The following is a 16,399-nucleotide window of genomic DNA, read 5'->3' as shown; positions in this document are numbered from 1 at the left end:
TTAAAATTAACTTCCTTAATTATATCATATTTTTCGATAAAAATTTATTATTTTTTGCAATTTTTTTAAATTTTTTGTTATAAATTAAAAATCTTTTGCATTTAACCATTTTAAAATTTCATCATAAATTTCGTGTTTATTTGTTTCATTAAGAGATTCATGCCGTCCATTCTTATTTTCAAGAATATTTATTCTTCTTTTTTTCTTTCTTAATATATTAAAAATTTTACTGATATATGGAATATCAATCGCTTTGTCATCAGTTCCGTAAATAGCTAATATTTTTGTATGTTCATCTAATTTTTTGTAATTTTTGTTGATAAATGCCATTGTGGAAAAAATTCCAGAAAAAAACTTTGGTGTTACAGAATAGCCACAAAGTTCATTGTCTTCATATTTTTTATTTTCAATTTCATCTCTTGTCAGCCAATCAAATTTTGTTGCATTTGGCTCGAAGGATGTATTCCATTTTTCAAAAATTTTGTTAAATGCAGAAACTTTTCTGAAAATAATTCTTTCCAAAAGAGTAGCAATTTTTCCACCGATAACTTCTAATTGAGTTTTTAGAGGGAAAGCTGACAAAATAAAGTATTTGTATTTATTTTTTATTCCCCATTGTATTCCAATAAGAGCTCCCATGCTATGTCCGAGAATCGTTGTATTGCTTGGAGTTGCTCCAACTTTACTTAGAATTTTTGTAAAAAAGTTGTCAATATCTTTGAAGACAGACTTTATACCGCCTTTTCCAAAATCTCCAATTTCACCGTCCTTTAACTCGCCATGGCCACGAATTTCCATAACAAACACATTATATCCATTAGAAGCCAAAAATTCTGCAAATTCAGCATATCTGTCAATAGGCTCTATCATTCCATGAAATATTACAATATTGTTTTTATATCTTTCTCTTTTTGACTCAAAAAATAAATAAGGAATTTTTTTATTATCAAAACTCTCAAAATACTGCTTTTCCATTATGTTCCTTTCTGAAAAAATATTATCAAATACTTAGTTTTTCAGTAATTTTAAATAAGTATATATTCATTATAATATAATATTATTTTTTTTGCAATTACAAATTTTTGTGTTATCTCCTTTTTTGTAAATTAATTTGAAAAATTTTTGTTAATATTGTAAAATATTTAAAAAACGATTTTTAATATTAGGAGATTAAAAATATGTATGTTTATGATGAGTATCAAATTAAAAGGGAAAAGATAAAAAGATATCTGTTTACTTTGATGAATAGTTTAATGTATGTAGTTATTCCGGTTATAATAGGATTTTTAAAAATTAATAAAAATATTATATCTATTTGGTTAATAGTTATTTTTGGAATTTTAAAGTTTTATTTGGAAACAAAAAAGGATTTTGTAAATGAGTATGAAAAAGAATATGAAGAAACCCGAGATTTTGAGGAAATTTTACGAAAAGAGAAGTTAAAAAAGAAAATTTTTTATTTAAAGATGGGCTGCGTATCAGTTTGTCTAATTGTAATAACTCTAATTAATATAAATATATTTCAGTTGCCAAGTTATGTTAGGGATTTGAAAGAAATTAGGAAAATTATTTCAAATAGCAAGGAACTTTATGTAAATGGGAAAAAGCTTGAAAATACAGGAGATGTAAAAAAATGGATTTTGGATTCTACAAATTATTTTGAGATTTTGTGGGATTACAAGAGGGCAGATAAAGTAGAAGAACCTAAAATAAAGACAACTTTATCTAATGAGAAAGGACAGTATCTGGTAATTGAGAAAAAAGACTACGGATGGAGTTTTTTGAAAATGAAAGAAAATCATTACTACAAGTTAGACATTACTTACAAAAAAGATGTTGACAGAACAATTGAAATAGAGAAGTCTTTGGGACTTATTCCTCAAAATTAGATATTTTAAACAAAAAGAAAGGATATAAATAAAATGAAAAATTTAACGACTCTTTTATTATTTTTAGCGTTTGGAATTTTTGGGAATGCAGAAAGTGTAAGCAGTATTATCTATAAGAAACTGAGTGCAAAAGGGATTAAACATGAAATTATTGAAGAAACTATTAAACTTGATGAAGAAATTGGCGATGGAATGCTTTTTGAAACTGCGGGTATTGATGGAGCAGAATATTTGGAAAAACTGGAAAATTTGCTTGAAAAGGATAGAAATAATTATATCGTAGCAGGAAAAATCGCTGAAACTTATTTGTCAAGTCTTTACTTGAAAAATATAAAAAATGGAAAAAAATATATGGATATTTTTGAAAAGGCTAATCCAACAGATTATGAAATTTGGAGCATGAAAGTCACTTATTATGGAAATATTGAAGATTTAGATGAGAAAAATAAAATTATTAATCAAATAAACAAAAAATATCCAAATTCTTTATTTTTAAAACTTATAAAATTACAGGAAGAAGCCAATGATAATGGTGTGAAAAACTTAAAGCCTGAAATAGATGAAACTCTAAAACTTTTGAGCAATAAAAGTGAAACTGATAAATTTACAATGTCAGATGAAGAAATCTATTCCTACAAGTTAAGTTTACATTTTTAAATATTCGGAATTTTGTTGAAAAAATGAATTTCAAAAGGGAATTGATTATTATTTAAATAATATTGCAACACTTTCTGCAAGTAATGAAGTAAAAAACTATAATTTTGGACAGGAAAAATTTTTGTTTATGATGATAACTACAATAAATAATAATATTGAAAACAAAAGCCAAAAGAAAAGAAATGTAGAAAAGCTCAAAAATACAGATATTTTTAGAAAGATTGATAGAAACAGGGAAATTGAATTATAAAAATTTTTAATCAGTATCTTATAAAGTAATAAAGCTTATAAATTGATAAAATAAACATTAGGGAGCAACTCAAATTTCTTATAGATTATGTTATACTAAACCCCATTTAAATAACAAATTTATTAAAATATTTTTTCAACAAGAAATATAAAATTCGATATTTCTAAATAATAAAATTTCGTTATTTAAAAGGATAATTGTATTAATACAAGAAATTTGAGATTGTTTTCTACTTAATTCTATTTTATTGCTCTATTTATTTTTAAAATCAAAATCTTAATTATTTTAATTTGCATAATTTTTCATTTTACTAAAGACAACCAATATATATTTTAATAATTTTCCACAAATTCCTTCACAGACAAAACCTTTCCATCCATTTCCATTTCCTTAGCCAAATCACTGATATATGGCTGTTTTACCATGCTTTGCTCCAATGTGTCAAATTGCCAGAAAATATCACGTTTATCTCCATCAGCGATAACTTTTCCATTTGTCATTACAATTACTCTATCAAAATTTTTTACTACAAATTCCATATCATGAGTTATTGTAATTATAGTTTTTCCTTGCTTTTGAAGTTCATCAATCAGGTTATGTAAAACTCTCATTCCTCTAAAATCCTGCCCTGCTGTCGGCTCATCCATTACAATAACGTCTGAACCCATTGCAATTACTGCGGCAATTGTAACAAATTTTCTCATGGAATACGGTAAATTGTATGGATTTTCCTTTTGATATTTTTCAAGTTCCGTTAATTTTATGGCATTTTCCACCATTTTTTTTGTTTCATCAGGAGAATATTTTAATTTTTTTGCTCCAAAGGCTATTTCATCGTAAACATTGTTATGAAATATCTGATCCATTGGATTTTGAAAGACATATCCGACTTTTTGGCTCATTTTAGCAACAGTATATTTCTTTGTATTCCAGTCATCTACAACAACATCTCCGCTTACTGGCTTTAAAAGTCCATTCAACATTTTTACCATCGTTGTCTTCCCAGCACCATTTTGCCCGATAATCGCAACTTTCTCCCCTTTTTTAACTTCAAGAGAAACATCATTAAGCACATTTTCAGTTCCATTCGGATATTTAAAACTCAAATTTTTTACAGTAATAAAACTCATAATTATAGCTCCTTTAACAATTCTATAGTTTTCTCTTTAGTTATAGGAATTTCTTCAAACTCAACTTTTCCTGCTTTTTCAAGTTCATAGGCAAGTATAGAATACTGTGTCATTCCAATTTCCTTTTCTAGCAAGATTTTATTATTTAAAACTTCTTCCGCTTTTCCACTTAAAATTATCTCCCCTTCATCAAGAACAATGATATTTTGGGCATATTCTGCAATAAGTTCAAGTTTATGTTCAACCAAGATTATTGTTTTTCCTTCATTTGCCATTAAATTTATAATTTTGAAAATATCTTCTGTTCCTTTTGGATCAAGCTGTGAAGTTGGCTCGTCAATAACCAGAATATCAGGATCCATTGCGATAATTGAGGCAAGTGCCACTCTCTGCTTTTGTCCGCCAGATAAATCGTACGGATTTCTATCACGTAGCTTTTCAATTTCAAGCAGTTTCAATATTTTTTCAACTCTAGAAATTATTTCTTCTTTGTATAAACCTAAATTTTCAAGTCCATAAGCAATTTCATCAAAAACAGTATCTTTTACTCCACTAATTTGCGTAAACGGATTCTGAAAAACAAACCCAATCTTCTGCACAAGTTCCTTTTGAGAATAATCCTTCAGTTCTTTATCTTCCAGCATTATTTTCCCTGTCAGTTCCCCTTTATAAAAATCAGGTACAAACCTCCTTAACATATTACAAAACGTCGTTTTCCCGCTCCCATTTTTTCCGATTACAGCCCAAAATTCGCCTTTTTTTATCTCGATATTAATATTTTTCAAGGCTTGCTTATCTTCAAGCGGATATTTATAGTTCACATTTTCTATTTTGAAATAACCCATAAAACCCTCCACACAATACATAGCACTATAAAAATAGCCAGCATAATTTTCATAATTTTATCATTTTTTGTTTCTTCTATATCATTCAATATTGTCCGCTTTTCTCCAATCGAAAACCCACGTGCCTCCAGCGTAATCGCTCTTTCTTCAGTATTTAAAATAGAAGATAGCACTAATGGCACAAATACTGGTAGTAAAGCTCTCGTTCTCACAAAAATATTTCCTTCTGTTTCCACACCTCTTGAACGCTGTGAATCCAAGATTACGCCAGCCTGTTTTCCCATTTCAGGAATTATTTGAAAAGTTAAAAGCAGGATAAATGCAAATTTAGGATTTATTCCTTTTTTTTCAAGAGCTACTGTAAAATCCTTTATTGAAGTTATAAGAGTCAGCAATGTAACTGAAGCCACGATTGCCCATAATTTTGATGTGATTTTTACAGCTTTTAGTAATCCAGCTTTATAAATTGTAAAAATCCCAATTTTTGCTACAATTTCATTTGAAGCAAATAACGTACTTTGTGCAGCAAATATAACTAAAGTCAGTAAAAATAAACTTATAAAAACTCTTTTGAAATAAGCGCTGCCTTTTCCATAAAAACTTGCTAAAATTCCACAAACTATAACAAGCACATAGCCATAAAAGTCATTTGGGATTAAAAATGCTGAAATTATAAGTGATATTGCAAAATATAACTTTGTAAGCGGATACAGCCCTTCTAAAAATTTTTTTATCATTTTATTTCTCCACTTCTATTTTGTTCCATGAATATAGTTTTCTCCATGCTTAAATTTAATCAAATATCTATCAGACATACTTTTAACAATTAACATCGCAATAACAACTGTTATTACTTTATCACCAATTTCTGAAATAAAATTAGATAAAGTTGCAGCAACTTTTAAGCTTATCCCTTGTTTTACAAAAAATGAAGTTAAAACTCCAGTTGCATTCGGTGTAATTCCACCATACATTAAAATTGTTATTAGAGTAGATGAACTAATACTAACTATCGCCAATATTAATGTACAAACTACTATTTTTACAACATAATTTTTCATTTTAAACCTAGTCAATGTTCCCATTACAACAGCAATCAAAATTCCAACTGGTATAAATGCCAAATTTTCAGGTGCAAGTCCACCAGTAACTATACTTGTAATAATTGCAGCAACCGATCCAACCCAAGGACCAGCCAGAAGACTTATAAAAACTGTTCCTATCGAATCAAGAAATAATGGAACATTTAACATTTTTGCAATAGTAAATCCTGTAAAATTAATAGCCACCGCTACTGGTATCAACAAACTTGACATTAAAGAAAAATCCTCTTTTAAACTTTTCATTTTTCTGCCTCCTTAAAATTTTATTTACTATATTTTAAAACATATTTGTTAATATTTCAACCTTTGGAGGAAAGTTTTATTGTTTTTTTAAGTATCTCCATTAAATAATGTTTATCTTGATTTGTATTTCAGTTATTTTGGTTAAAAAATATTTTTTCTTTAACAAAATTTTGCTTAACTTTTTTATAATTCTCAAAATCTGCTTAAACTCCTTCAAATTAAAACTACTAAAACAAAAAAAGAAAGAATTTTAAAAAACCTACCAGTAAAATTCAACTGGTAGGCAAAAAGTAGGACAATAAGACAAGAATTCAACTGCTATTTTTGACTGTTAAAAATCAAAAACAAAATGATTATAACTGTCAAAACAGTCAAATCCCAGTTCATCATTGAGACCACCTCACAACGTTTCAATATGGCATCAAGGTTTGTGAAGTCTTGACGGATAATTATAACATAAAAAAAGCCTCATTCAATAATGAATGAAGCCTTTTTTCCACAATTTGCCATATTTTAACCGTTGGGTTTTTATTTAATGCTATTGTATCATTTTTCTCTAAAAAATTCAACCACTAGTTTTTATAAAACCAAAAATCAGAAGTATAAAAAATACTTCTGAAAATATATGTTATAATTTTTTTATTTTTACCATGCAGAGTTTATTAGAACTTCTTCTCCATAGCCACCGTTCATTTTTTGTGGATTTGTAGAGTTGTAAGCTCTTTGAACTCTTATTCCTCTTATTCCTAATTCTCTTGCAGCTAGGATATCGTCATCACTGTCACCGTAGTGGATTGAGACGTTGTGTTTTTTGATGTAGAATGATTTATCATATTTGTAGCCACCTGTTGGTGTGTCAGATGTATATTCTACGTAAATTTCTTTTGGTAGTTCAAAGTATCTTTGCAATGTTTTAGAAAGTTTTGTAGAAGTGTAGTTTTTGTCTTTTGAATGTTTTGTTCTTCCTGTGATGAAAAATACATTGTCTCCTCTTTCCAAGTGCATTTTTATCAAGTCTTTTGCAGATTGTTTTGGAATTGAATGTTCATCTCCATTTTCAGCTACATAATCCCAGAATTTCTGATTATACAGGTAACTTACAGCTCCTCTTTTATCTCCTGGAATTTGGAAATAATGTTGCCCATAGATAAAGTATCCGCTTGAATGAAGCAATGTATCATCAATATCAAAACTTACATTAATTGGTCCTTTTCCCTCCAGACTCTTCTTAATGTCGTCAACAGACACAAAATGAACAGCCTTCTGAACTTTATCTGTTGAATAAAATCCCTCATGAGTATAAGGAACCTTTGGTCCTGCCGCAAATACTACAGATGCAGCAAATAAAAATAATAATGCTTTTTTCATAACATTTCCTCCTATATATTTTTTTATTTTACTAACAAAATCTTGCTATCTTAAAGGCTCGCAATCTATAAATTCTCCCTTTGCTGTATAAGTGCATATATTTCCTGTTTTTTTTCCTGTTTTTTTAGGAATTTTAAAATAAGAGCAACTTACAGCTGTTAATGCAGATAGAACCAATACTAAAAACATTTTTACCTTTTTCATAGGAAAACCTCCTGTAAAATAGTTTTTTATATAAATTTTTCAAAAAAAGATGTTCTCTTAAAAGAAAACATCTCTCAAATTCCTATATATCAAATACAATAGATTTAACTCTTGTCATGCTTTCTATGCTGTATTTTATTCCTTGAACTCCTGCTCCTGAACCTTTGATTCCTAAGAATGGGAAACTGTCAGGCCCTCTTTGAGTCTTGTTATTTATGTGAACTGTTCCTACTTCCAGTTTTTCAGCGATTTCAAATGCCAATGGGAAATTTTTTGTGAATACTGCTGATTGAAGTCCGTATTCTGATTTGTTTGCAATTTCTACTGCTTCATTTACAGATTTTATTCTGATAATTGGCAATACTGGTCCAAATGGCTCTTCCCATGCAATTCTCATATCAGTTGTTACATTGTCAAAAACTACGGGCCATATTAAGTTTTTTTCTCTTTTTACTGTTGTCAATGCTTTTGCCCCTTTTTCTTGTGCATCTTTTATCAATCCTTCAATAAAGTCTGCTGATGGAGTATCAATTACTGTTGTAATATCAGCATTGTCAAAAGGATCTCCTACAGTTAGTTTTTCAACTTCTGCTTTTATCAAGCTAGCTAATTTATCAGCAACAGAGTCCATTACAAGCACTCTTTTGATAGCAGTACATCTTTGTCCAGAATAGCTGAATGCTCCTGATACGATATCTTTTGCAGCTTTTTCTAAATTAGCGTCTTCCAATACGATTCCAGCGTCTTTTCCACCTAATTCAAGCATAATTGGTCTCATTCCTGCAAGTTTTCCAATTTTTTCCCCAATCGGTGTACTTCCTGTAAAGTTTATAAAGTTCACTTCTTTATGTTCGATTAAATAATCTCCAATTTCAGAACCTTTTCCAGTTACAGAGTTTAGTACTCCTGCTGGAATTCCAGCTTCTTCAAATGCTTTAATTAATAACAATCCGCTAATTGAACCTTGTGTAGGAGGTTTAAAAATTACTACATTTCCTCCAATTAATGCAGGTGCAATTTTAGATGCTGATAAGTTTACTGGATAGTTAAATGGTGCGATTGCAAGTACAATCCCAACTGGCTCTCTTTTTACTGCTCCGTATTTTCTCTTGCTTCCAGCTTCAAATCCTCCACCGTTTACAAATTCACCTGTGATTCTAAGTCCTTCTTCTGCAGCATATCTAATCAAATCCGCCGTTCTTACTACTTCTGAAATAGCGGCCTTAATTCCTTTTGCAACTTCTTTTGCTAAGTTCTCCCCAATTTTATCTTTATCTCTTTCAAGAATATCTGCAGCCTTATTCAAATAAGCCGCTCTTTCTACAGCTGACAATGTTCTCCAAGCAGGTAAAGCCTTTCTGGCAGATTCCATAGCAAAGTCAACTTCTTCTCTTGACATAGCTGGTACAGTTCCAAGTTCTTCCCCATTTATTGGCGAATAAATAGTTATTGTATTTTTAGAGTCTTTCCATTCTCCGTTCACTAAATTTTGATAATTCATCAAAATACCTCCTTATTCCAATTTTGTATACTTTATAATTTTACCACATATTTTACATAATTAATATACCTTTTTTCATATATTTTTCATTTATTTCGAATATTTGTTATTTTTAATATCGAAAAGTTTCAAAAATTTACTTTTTACTATACAAAATAAACATTAAAAAACTTTATCTCCATTACTTTTTTTCTGAAAATTCATCTACTCAAATATATTTCCAAATGTTTTTCTGTTTATATTAGCCTTTTCATTCCCGCCTTTTCCAGCAATTAGCATAATAAACAAAATCATTGCTAAACTTTTTTCATAAACAACCATTCTCCTTATTTTTGGTATTTTTTCAAAAAAAGCAGGAGCTAAAAACTCCCGCTAAAATTTTATTATTTTTCAAGTTTTACCATTGTATATGTTAATGCAAATCCTGCTCCAATTGAAATTGCTACCATTAAAATATAAAGTGGCAAGCTGTTTAAGAATAATAACATTCCTGGTACAATTGTTACAGCCATTCCTGTTGCTTTAAGTTTAAATACTGAAGCAAAGAAACCTCCTATTGCTCCACCAATAAGCCCCATAACAAAAGGTTTACCTTTACCTTTTACTAGATTTACTCCGTAAATTGCTGGCTCAGTAATTCCCAATGCTGCTGATAAAGCTGAAGGGAATGCTAATGCTTTTAATTTAAGATCCTTTGTTTTTAATCCTACTGCTAAAGTTGCTCCTAATTGTCCTGACATTGCTGCTGTAATTAATGGATTAAATGCATTTAATTTTTCTCCAGTAATTGGATCTGGAGTATTTAAAAGTTGTGATTCTAAGAAATTAAATATATGGTGAACTCCTGTTACAACTATTATTTGATGAACTCCACCAATAACAATTCCTGCTATTCCAAACGGTAATCCTAAAATCCATCTAGTTACACCCAATATAATAGTTTCTACTGAATGGAATACTGGACCAATTACAAATAGTCCCAACACACTCATTATTACAAATACTAAAAACGGCGTTACTAATAAATCTAGTACATCTGGTACAATTTTTCTTAATCTTTGTTCTAATTTTGCACCAATCAAACCTACAAATAATGCAGGCAATACTGAACCTTGATATCCAACTACTGGTAAAAAACCAAAGAATGTTAATGGTTTTGCTCCACCAGCAGCTACTACGTAAGCATTCGGTAATTCACCACTAATTAACATTGCTCCTAATACAATTCCCAATACAGGTAATCCACCAAATACTTTAAATGCAGACCATGCAACTAATGCTGGTAAAATAATAAATGCTGTATCTGTTAATACTTGAGTATACATTAAGAAATTAGGATTTATACTTTCTGGTGTTGTTCCCATCAATTTTAATAAATTTTCATTTGTTAATAATCCACGAAGACCCATAAATAAACCAGTTGCTACCAATACTGGTATAATTGGAACAAAAATATCTCCAAATGTTCTTGAAATTCTTTGAATAACGCTTCCTTGTTTAGCTGCTTCTTTTTTCATATCGGATACTGAAGATTCACTTACTCCTCCAAGTCCTTGAACAGCTTCATAAACTTTATTTACGGTCCCTGTTCCAAATATTACCTGAAACTGTCCTGAATTAAACATTGTTCCTTTTACTTTTTTGTTTATTTTTAAGAAAATAAAAACTACTATATTGCTAATAAATATAGTAGTCTTTAAAAAAATTAGATTTTTAGTCCATTTCAAATTCGATGTAGACAGTTTTTAAAATATTTAATTTTTTTGGAGAAATTACGATATTTCTTCTTGCTGATTCATCCAAAAGTTCCTTGTCGCTTTTTTTCAGCTGGACTAAGTTAGTTTCGTAATTTGCGTGGCTGTAGTAACTGTAGTTGTAATCTATATACGGCTGAATAACTCCATATGACTTATCTGTTATTGTAACGGGATTTTTTAAGTTCAAGTCTGTTTTTCCAAGAATAACTTGTGCTTTTTTCAAGGCTTCCTTGTAGGCGTTTTCATAAAGTTCATTTTCTAATTGCTGCTTGTTGTCGATGTCGTATTCGATTTGTCCTGTTGTACCAATTCCCAATGTATTTGCTACATTTATGATATTTCCTAAATTTTTTAAATCTCTTGTTTCAACTTCAATTTCATGTGAAACTATCTGAATATTTTTTCTATTATTTGTTCGTTTTTCAAGATTGATTTCCTTATTGTCGTAACCTGCAATTTTTATTATTCCTGCTGGAATTCCAGCTTTATTTAATTTTTGCTGTATTTCATTAAATTTGGACATTGCATTTTGGTATGCCTCTTTGTTTGTTGCATTTTGTGATGTGACAGTGAAAATATAGGTACCATTTTTGCTTCTGTTTAAAGAATAAATTTTTTCTGTGGCAAGGACATTCATAAAGTTTTTCAATGTATCAAGAGAGAGTCTGTCAACTTCTATTGAAAGTTTTGTCTGATATTCCTTCTTTCCTTTGTTTTCAACTACAGTATCCCAGTTATATGATTCATAAGTGGAGTATCCTGTCGAATTAATCTTATTATATTTTGTACCAGTCTGGGCAAGCAGTCTCTTGTATCTTTCAAGAATTTGTGAATTTTCAGCACTTGCCTTATCCAAATTTTCATTTTCAGTCTGAATTGTAAGTCTAATTTTTGCTGAATTTGGTGAAATTTCCTTTTTTGAAACACCTCTAACCTGTATTCTTTTTCCAGTAACTTCGCCATCTGCAAATGATAATACCGAAAAAATTATCATAAGTAATGTTATTATTTTTTTCATTTTAAAATTCCTTTCTAAAATTTAATTTTCTCTAAAAATTAAGATGTCACCTTTAGTGTATTTATAATTATCTAAATATAAAGTTATACTATTTTTGTTATTTCATTTCATACATAACTGATATATTTTGCACAAGTTTTAATGGTTTTGGAGTATAGTCAACTCTTGAGCTTCTGCTATCCTTTCGTAAAGATGTTGTCCCTGAATAAGCTGAGAGTTTAGCATTTGAATATTCTGCCATCGGTGCTGCCGCCGCTTCATACTTTACTTCCCAGGCCTGATCAATTCTGTCAATCATTTTTTGCTGAAATTCCACATCTTCACTTACAATAATCGGTGTTCCTAATTTCATTTTACTGGAACGCAAAATGCTTTCTGCCTTCTGTTTTGTCTGATTATAGGCATCTTTGTACATTTCTGACTCAATTCTGTCTTTGTCTGACAAGTCAAAGTTAATTGAGCCGTTTATATTTATTCCATTATCATCAGCAATTGAAATTATTGTATTAAGTTCCTTTATATTTTTTGTCGTAAGCACGAATTCATCTATAACATAGTAAATATCTTTTTTTGTACCTTTATTTTCTGTATAATTTTCTTTTATTTGATAATCGCTCAAAATAATATCACTTTCAGGGATTCCAGCTGAAATCAGTTTTCTTCTTGAAGTATTAAGTTTATTAAATACTTTATTTAAAGCCTGGTCAACTGTCGTTCCATTTTCATTTATATTAAATGCAAATGTATTTTCGTCAAAATTTTTCTGAATACTTTGTAAATTGTTTCCATCTTCCAAGTCAATCAATGCTGAAATCTTATTAAAATCAGTATTTTTTACCAGCATTGACATATTTACGTCATAAGAAGTAGGCTTTTTATCAGTATTTTTGACAGTTTTATTTGGAACAGTTTTTACATCCAAAATATCTTCATCATCGTATTCTGTGCCCTTCCTATTATAAAATGCCTTTGTTTCCAGATTTTCAAGTGATATTTTTCTAGCTCTCAATTCATTTTTAAATTTCTCAACTTTCTTATTTACATCACTTGTTGGCTGATTTAAGCTATTTCCTTTAACCTCAACCTTAAAATTAATCTTTGCTAAATCTGGCATAACTTCTCTTTCTGCGTTTCCAGTAACACTAATTTTTCTCACAATATTCTCATTCGCCCCAAACGAAAGAATACTCATAAGCGAAAAAAGTGCAATTGCTATCTTTTTCATATTTACCTCCATAATTCTAATTTATTATTTTTTAAAAATTCCTATCTTTTGTATAAGTATAACATACGTATATTAAAAGTAGATGAGGGTTTTTTTATTTATTTTGTTGGATTGCTTATTGCTGAAAATATTGTATCTATGGCTAAACTATGTTTTTTAGTTGTAAAAAAAGCTATAGCTTGGCAAATAACTTATTATTTTTTTACTTTACAGTCTTTAATAACTAAAATCAAACCAAATTTCGTTATAAAAATAAAGAAAATTAGAAGAATTACATAATAAAAAAATGACAAAATTGAAAAAATATAGTATAATGTATGATATTATTATAAATCCATTTCAAAGTAGGGATTGTTTTACACATCCAATTTAATTTTGGTTAAATCTGGTAGAATTTAAAATTAACAATTTAGTAGATAGAAATTTTTTAGAAAGGATGTAAGATGAATAAAAGAAAAATCGAAGGTGCAATTTGGTTTGCTGCGGGGCTTATATTAGTATTGCTATTAGGGAATAAATCAAGTATGCTTAGTGATAATGCTGGAGAGAATATTTTTTCTCTTATATTGAGCGGTATTACATTATTTTTTGGAAAAATGACATGGTTTATAGCTGTAATGGCTATTTTGTATGGAATAATTTTATTTTTTTATGAAAAAATTGGTATTGATATAACACAGGGGAAAATTGCAGCTCTTATTGGATTATTTCTAAGCTGGGGAATGGTTTTAGTAAGGAGTTCAGTTGTTAAGGGAAAACCTTTGGCAGATAATTTTACTGAGGCAGGAAGACAACTTTTAGAAATAGGATTTAGCCGTGAAAGTGGTGGGATTCTTGGAGCATTGCTTTCAATGCCGTTTTATAAAGTGTTATATTCTCAAGGGATGTTTATAGTTTTGATAATTTTAGTAATAATTTTTGGAATATGGTTAATTAAGGACTTGATTGAACTTGGATATGAAGTTTTTAAAGAGATAATAAAATATTACAAAAGTGATGACTATAAAGAGAAAAAAGAAAATTAGCTGCAAAAAAATATGCAGAAAATTTGAAAAAAACAGACTATAAGCGTTACCAAAGGGAAATGTTAAAAGCCAAAATTGTAGAATCTAGAAGAGAAAAATTAAGTTTTGAAATTGCGAAAAAGCCAAAGGATAACTTTTTACAGAAAACAGAAGTTTATTCAAAAGAAGAATTAGCCGAAAAAGAAAAAGAATGGATTGAAATTTTTGAAGAGAAAGAAAAATATAAAAATTCTGAAAATTTGAAAAAGAATGAAAATGAGTCAACAGACAAAATAAAAGAAAATGAGTTGAAAAAAATTACAGAACCAACAGAAGGTATAAAGCAAGAAGAAGTTTCAGAAAAGCCTGAAATTAAAGAGGGAGAAGAGGAATTAGACTCTGAAAAGGAAACTTCAGATAGCTTATCCGACTCAAAAGAAGAAGTATCAGTTGAAACTGAAAATAAAAAAGAAAACGATAGTCAGGTTGAGAAAGAAGTTGATAAAAGAGGACCTAAATTAGAGATAGTAACACCTTTAAGAAGAGAGGAAATATCTAAAAGATACAATTCTGAAAACATAGATCCGAATTTTCAGCAATTTCCAAAACTGGAAGCATTTGAAAATAAAGAAGTGAAGGAAAAGGAACTGGAAGATGAATTAAAAAAAGTTAATGCAATGTTTGATAATAATCAAGGCTATGATGATGTGGTAAAAAAATCTATTGAAGAAATTTTTAAGTCAAAACCAATGGATCTTAAAAGAAAACAGGAAATTGAAAAAAGCATAAGAGAAAATGTAAGACACCTTGAAAATGTGCTAAAAGAGTTTGGAGTTGAGGCCAAAGTTGTAAATTATGAATACGGTCCAACTATTACAAGATATGAAATAGTCATTCCAAAAGGTATAAAAGTGAGCAAAGTTACTGGTCTTTCAGATGATATTGCAATGAATTTGGCAGCTGAAAGTATTCGTATAGAAGCGCCAATTCCAGGAAAAAATACCATTGGAATTGAGACTCCTAATAAAATTAAGGAGCCAGTTCATTTTTCAAACATCATAAAAAATAAAGAACTCGATAAAGGGGAATTAAGGGTAATTTTAGGAAAAGATATTGTTGGAAGAGATAAATTTATAGATATTGCTAAAATGCCTCACTTACTGATTGCGGGACAGACAGGTTCAGGAAAATCTGTTGCTGTAAATACATTAATTTCAACATTGATTTCTAAAAAATCTGAAAATGAAGTAAAATTTATAATGGTTGATCCTAAAATGGTAGAGCTTATGCCGTATAATGATATTCCGCATTTACTTGTTCCAGTAATTATAGATCCGCAACAAGCTGCAATAGCATTGAGATGGGCAGTTAATGAAATGGAAAATAGATACAAGCAGCTTATGGAAAATGGTGTAAGAAATATAAAAACTTACAATGGATTAAGTTTTGTAGAAAAAATGCCTTATATTGTTATAATAATTGATGAGCTGGCAGATCTTATGATGGTAGCCTCTGGAAGTGTTGAGGAGTCAATTGCAAGAATTGCACAGAAGGCAAGAGCAGTTGGAATCCATTTAGTTGTAGCAACACAGCGTCCATCAACAGATGTTATAACTGGAATGATAAAGGCAAACTTACCAAGCAGAATTTCTTTCGCACTAAGATCGCAGATTGATTCAAGAACAATACTTGATACAGCTGGAGCAGAAAAGTTATTAGGTCAGGGAGATATGCTGCTACTTGCAAATGGTTCTTCAAAGCTGGAAAGAATTCAGGGAGCATATATTTCAGATGAAGAAGTTAAAAATTTAACAGATACGCTAAAATCTTCTAAAAAAGTAAAATATAGAAATGAAATCTTAGAGGAAATTCAAGAAGAAACAATTGACATTGATCCATTTTTTGAAAATGCAGTAAATATTATAAAACAAGAAAATAAAGTTTCTATTTCATTACTACAGCGTAAATTAAAAGTAGGGTTTAATAGAGCTTCAAGAATTTATGAGCAGTTAAAAGAGCATGGGGTTGTAAGCTATGATGATCAAATAATAACTGATAATATTGATGAAATAAATTAAAAAAATAAATTTTGCAATATTAAATAATATTTATAGCAAATCATTCTTAAAGTTGCTTGAGTATATTCAAAAAAATGGTAAAATACCTTATAAGAATAAAATATAATAATTTTTACAATATATGCTC

General features: G+C 29.3%; 16 protein-coding genes. 5 read left to right on the top strand and 11 right to left on the bottom strand.

The features are described 5' to 3' along the window. Window positions 1–84: 84 nt before the first annotated feature. Window positions 85–975 (bottom strand): alpha/beta fold hydrolase, encoded by an 891-nt coding sequence (locus tag FVE75_RS09745; RefSeq protein WP_147006264.1) that lies wholly within the window; start codon window positions 973–975, stop codon window positions 85–87. A gap of 203 nt (window positions 976–1,178) precedes the next feature. On the opposite strand from FVE75_RS09745, the gene FVE75_RS09740 reads away from it, so the two are divergent. The 3 genes from FVE75_RS09740 (at window position 1,179) to FVE75_RS11775 (ending at window position 2,796) form a co-directional block, all read left to right on the top strand. After that, window positions 1,179–1,889, top strand: a complete 711-nt coding sequence (locus FVE75_RS09740; RefSeq protein WP_147006263.1) for a hypothetical protein — start codon at window positions 1,179–1,181, stop codon at window positions 1,887–1,889. Between the two features lie 33 nt (window positions 1,890–1,922). Continuing rightward, on the top strand, window positions 1,923–2,546 hold the full coding sequence (locus FVE75_RS09735) for a hypothetical protein (protein ID WP_147006262.1): 624 nt from the start codon (window positions 1,923–1,925) through the stop codon (window positions 2,544–2,546). 127 nt (window positions 2,547–2,673) lie between these two features. Continuing rightward, window positions 2,674–2,796, top strand: a complete 123-nt coding sequence (locus FVE75_RS11775) for a hypothetical protein (protein ID WP_269472157.1) — start codon at window positions 2,674–2,676, stop codon at window positions 2,794–2,796. Window positions 2,797–3,128: 332 nt separating this feature from the next. Here the strand turns inward: FVE75_RS11775 and FVE75_RS09730 are convergent, their stop codons facing one another. The 10 genes from FVE75_RS09730 to FVE75_RS09690 all read right to left on the bottom strand — a co-directional run bounded on the left by FVE75_RS09730 (window position 3,129) and on the right by FVE75_RS09690 (window position 13,190). Further along, a complete protein-coding gene (locus FVE75_RS09730) occupies window positions 3,129–3,926 on the bottom strand; it encodes an energy-coupling factor ABC transporter ATP-binding protein (RefSeq protein ID WP_147006261.1) in 798 nt (265 codons plus the stop codon). A gap of 2 nt (window positions 3,927–3,928) precedes the next feature. Then, complete coding sequence (locus FVE75_RS09725; RefSeq protein WP_147006260.1) at window positions 3,929–4,771, bottom strand: energy-coupling factor ABC transporter ATP-binding protein; 843 nt, start codon at window positions 4,769–4,771, stop codon at window positions 3,929–3,931. Then, complete coding sequence (locus FVE75_RS09720) at window positions 4,753–5,508, bottom strand: energy-coupling factor transporter transmembrane component T (RefSeq protein ID WP_147006259.1); 756 nt, start codon at window positions 5,506–5,508, stop codon at window positions 4,753–4,755. The genes FVE75_RS09725 and FVE75_RS09720 overlap by 19 nt, the downstream gene beginning before the upstream one ends. Window positions 5,509–5,523: 15 nt before the next feature. Then, the gene (locus FVE75_RS09715) at window positions 5,524–6,117 is read right to left on the bottom strand and encodes an ECF transporter S component (RefSeq protein ID WP_147006258.1); all 594 of its coding nucleotides are present in this window, start codon (window positions 6,115–6,117) and stop codon (window positions 5,524–5,526) included. Between the two features lie 645 nt (window positions 6,118–6,762). After that, window positions 6,763–7,485: an acid phosphatase AphA gene (gene aphA, locus FVE75_RS09710; RefSeq protein WP_147006257.1), complete on the bottom strand. Its 723-nt coding sequence runs from the start codon at window positions 7,483–7,485 to the stop codon at window positions 6,763–6,765. A gap of 45 nt (window positions 7,486–7,530) precedes the next feature. After that, window positions 7,531–7,689 carry a hypothetical protein gene (locus FVE75_RS11010; protein ID WP_172618819.1) on the bottom strand — a complete coding sequence of 53 codons (159 nt, stop codon included), beginning with the start codon at window positions 7,687–7,689 and terminating at the stop codon, window positions 7,531–7,533. A gap of 82 nt (window positions 7,690–7,771) precedes the next feature. After that, window positions 7,772–9,190: an NADP-dependent glyceraldehyde-3-phosphate dehydrogenase gene (locus tag FVE75_RS09705; protein WP_197735188.1), complete on the bottom strand. Its 1,419-nt coding sequence runs from the start codon at window positions 9,188–9,190 to the stop codon at window positions 7,772–7,774. A 383-nt stretch (window positions 9,191–9,573) separates the two neighbouring features. Next, window positions 9,574–10,815: a PTS transporter subunit EIIC gene (locus tag FVE75_RS09700; RefSeq protein WP_147006255.1), complete on the bottom strand. Its 1,242-nt coding sequence runs from the start codon at window positions 10,813–10,815 to the stop codon at window positions 9,574–9,576. Window positions 10,816–10,903: 88 nt separating this feature from the next. Further along, window positions 10,904–11,965: an SIMPL domain-containing protein gene (locus FVE75_RS09695; protein WP_147006254.1), complete on the bottom strand. Its 1,062-nt coding sequence runs from the start codon at window positions 11,963–11,965 to the stop codon at window positions 10,904–10,906. A 97-nt stretch (window positions 11,966–12,062) separates the two neighbouring features. Next, on the bottom strand, window positions 12,063–13,190 hold the full coding sequence (locus tag FVE75_RS09690) for an SIMPL domain-containing protein (protein ID WP_147006253.1): 1,128 nt from the start codon (window positions 13,188–13,190) through the stop codon (window positions 12,063–12,065). Window positions 13,191–13,633: 443 nt separating this feature from the next. On the opposite strand from FVE75_RS09690, the gene FVE75_RS11600 reads away from it, so the two are divergent. Further along, window positions 13,634–14,215, top strand: coding sequence for a hypothetical protein (locus FVE75_RS11600; RefSeq protein ID WP_232052540.1), 582 nt, complete (start codon window positions 13,634–13,636; stop codon window positions 14,213–14,215). Window positions 14,216–14,238: 23 nt separating this feature from the next. Then, entirely contained in the window at window positions 14,239–16,272 is a 2,034-nt protein-coding gene (locus FVE75_RS09685; RefSeq protein WP_232052539.1) for a DNA translocase FtsK, read from the top strand. The last annotated feature ends 127 nt before the right edge of the window (window positions 16,273–16,399 follow it).

Origin of the sequence: Leptotrichia hongkongensis, from assembly GCF_007990635.1 — a bacterium.
In the GTDB taxonomy this organism is placed as follows: domain Bacteria; phylum Fusobacteriota; class Fusobacteriia; order Fusobacteriales; family Leptotrichiaceae; genus Leptotrichia; species Leptotrichia hongkongensis.
Note: the sequence above shows the minus strand (reverse complement) of the source record. Positions and strands in the feature narration are given on the sequence as shown.

What these genes read in the sequence shown, in the direction of transcription:
- FVE75_RS09745 (WP_147006264.1), bottom strand. Translation starts at nt 975, where the DNA reads ATGGAAAAGCAGTATTTTGAGAGTTTTGATAATAAAAAAATTCCTTAT.
- FVE75_RS09740 (WP_147006263.1), top strand. Translation starts at nt 1,179, where the DNA reads ATGTATGTTTATGATGAGTATCAAATTAAAAGGGAAAAGATAAAAAGA.
- FVE75_RS09735 (WP_147006262.1), top strand. Translation starts at nt 1,923, where the DNA reads ATGAAAAATTTAACGACTCTTTTATTATTTTTAGCGTTTGGAATTTTT.
- FVE75_RS11775 (WP_269472157.1), top strand. Translation starts at nt 2,674, where the DNA reads ATGATGATAACTACAATAAATAATAATATTGAAAACAAAAGCCAAAAG.
- FVE75_RS09730 (WP_147006261.1), bottom strand. Translation starts at nt 3,926, where the DNA reads ATGAGTTTTATTACTGTAAAAAATTTGAGTTTTAAATATCCGAATGGA.
- FVE75_RS09725 (WP_147006260.1), bottom strand. Translation starts at nt 4,771, where the DNA reads ATGGGTTATTTCAAAATAGAAAATGTGAACTATAAATATCCGCTTGAA.
- FVE75_RS09720 (WP_147006259.1), bottom strand. Translation starts at nt 5,508, where the DNA reads ATGATAAAAAAATTTTTAGAAGGGCTGTATCCGCTTACAAAGTTATAT.
- FVE75_RS09715 (WP_147006258.1), bottom strand. Translation starts at nt 6,117, where the DNA reads ATGAAAAGTTTAAAAGAGGATTTTTCTTTAATGTCAAGTTTGTTGATA.
- aphA (WP_147006257.1), bottom strand. Translation starts at nt 7,485, where the DNA reads ATGAAAAAAGCATTATTATTTTTATTTGCTGCATCTGTAGTATTTGCG.
- FVE75_RS11010 (WP_172618819.1), bottom strand. Translation starts at nt 7,689, where the DNA reads ATGAAAAAGGTAAAAATGTTTTTAGTATTGGTTCTATCTGCATTAACA.
- FVE75_RS09705 (WP_197735188.1), bottom strand. Translation starts at nt 9,190, where the DNA reads ATGAATTATCAAAATTTAGTGAACGGAGAATGGAAAGACTCTAAAAAT.
- FVE75_RS09700 (WP_147006255.1), bottom strand. Translation starts at nt 10,815, where the DNA reads ATGTTTAATTCAGGACAGTTTCAGGTAATATTTGGAACAGGGACCGTA.
- FVE75_RS09695 (WP_147006254.1), bottom strand. Translation starts at nt 11,965, where the DNA reads ATGAAAAAAATAATAACATTACTTATGATAATTTTTTCGGTATTATCA.
- FVE75_RS09690 (WP_147006253.1), bottom strand. Translation starts at nt 13,190, where the DNA reads ATGAAAAAGATAGCAATTGCACTTTTTTCGCTTATGAGTATTCTTTCG.
- FVE75_RS11600 (WP_232052540.1), top strand. Translation starts at nt 13,634, where the DNA reads ATGAATAAAAGAAAAATCGAAGGTGCAATTTGGTTTGCTGCGGGGCTT.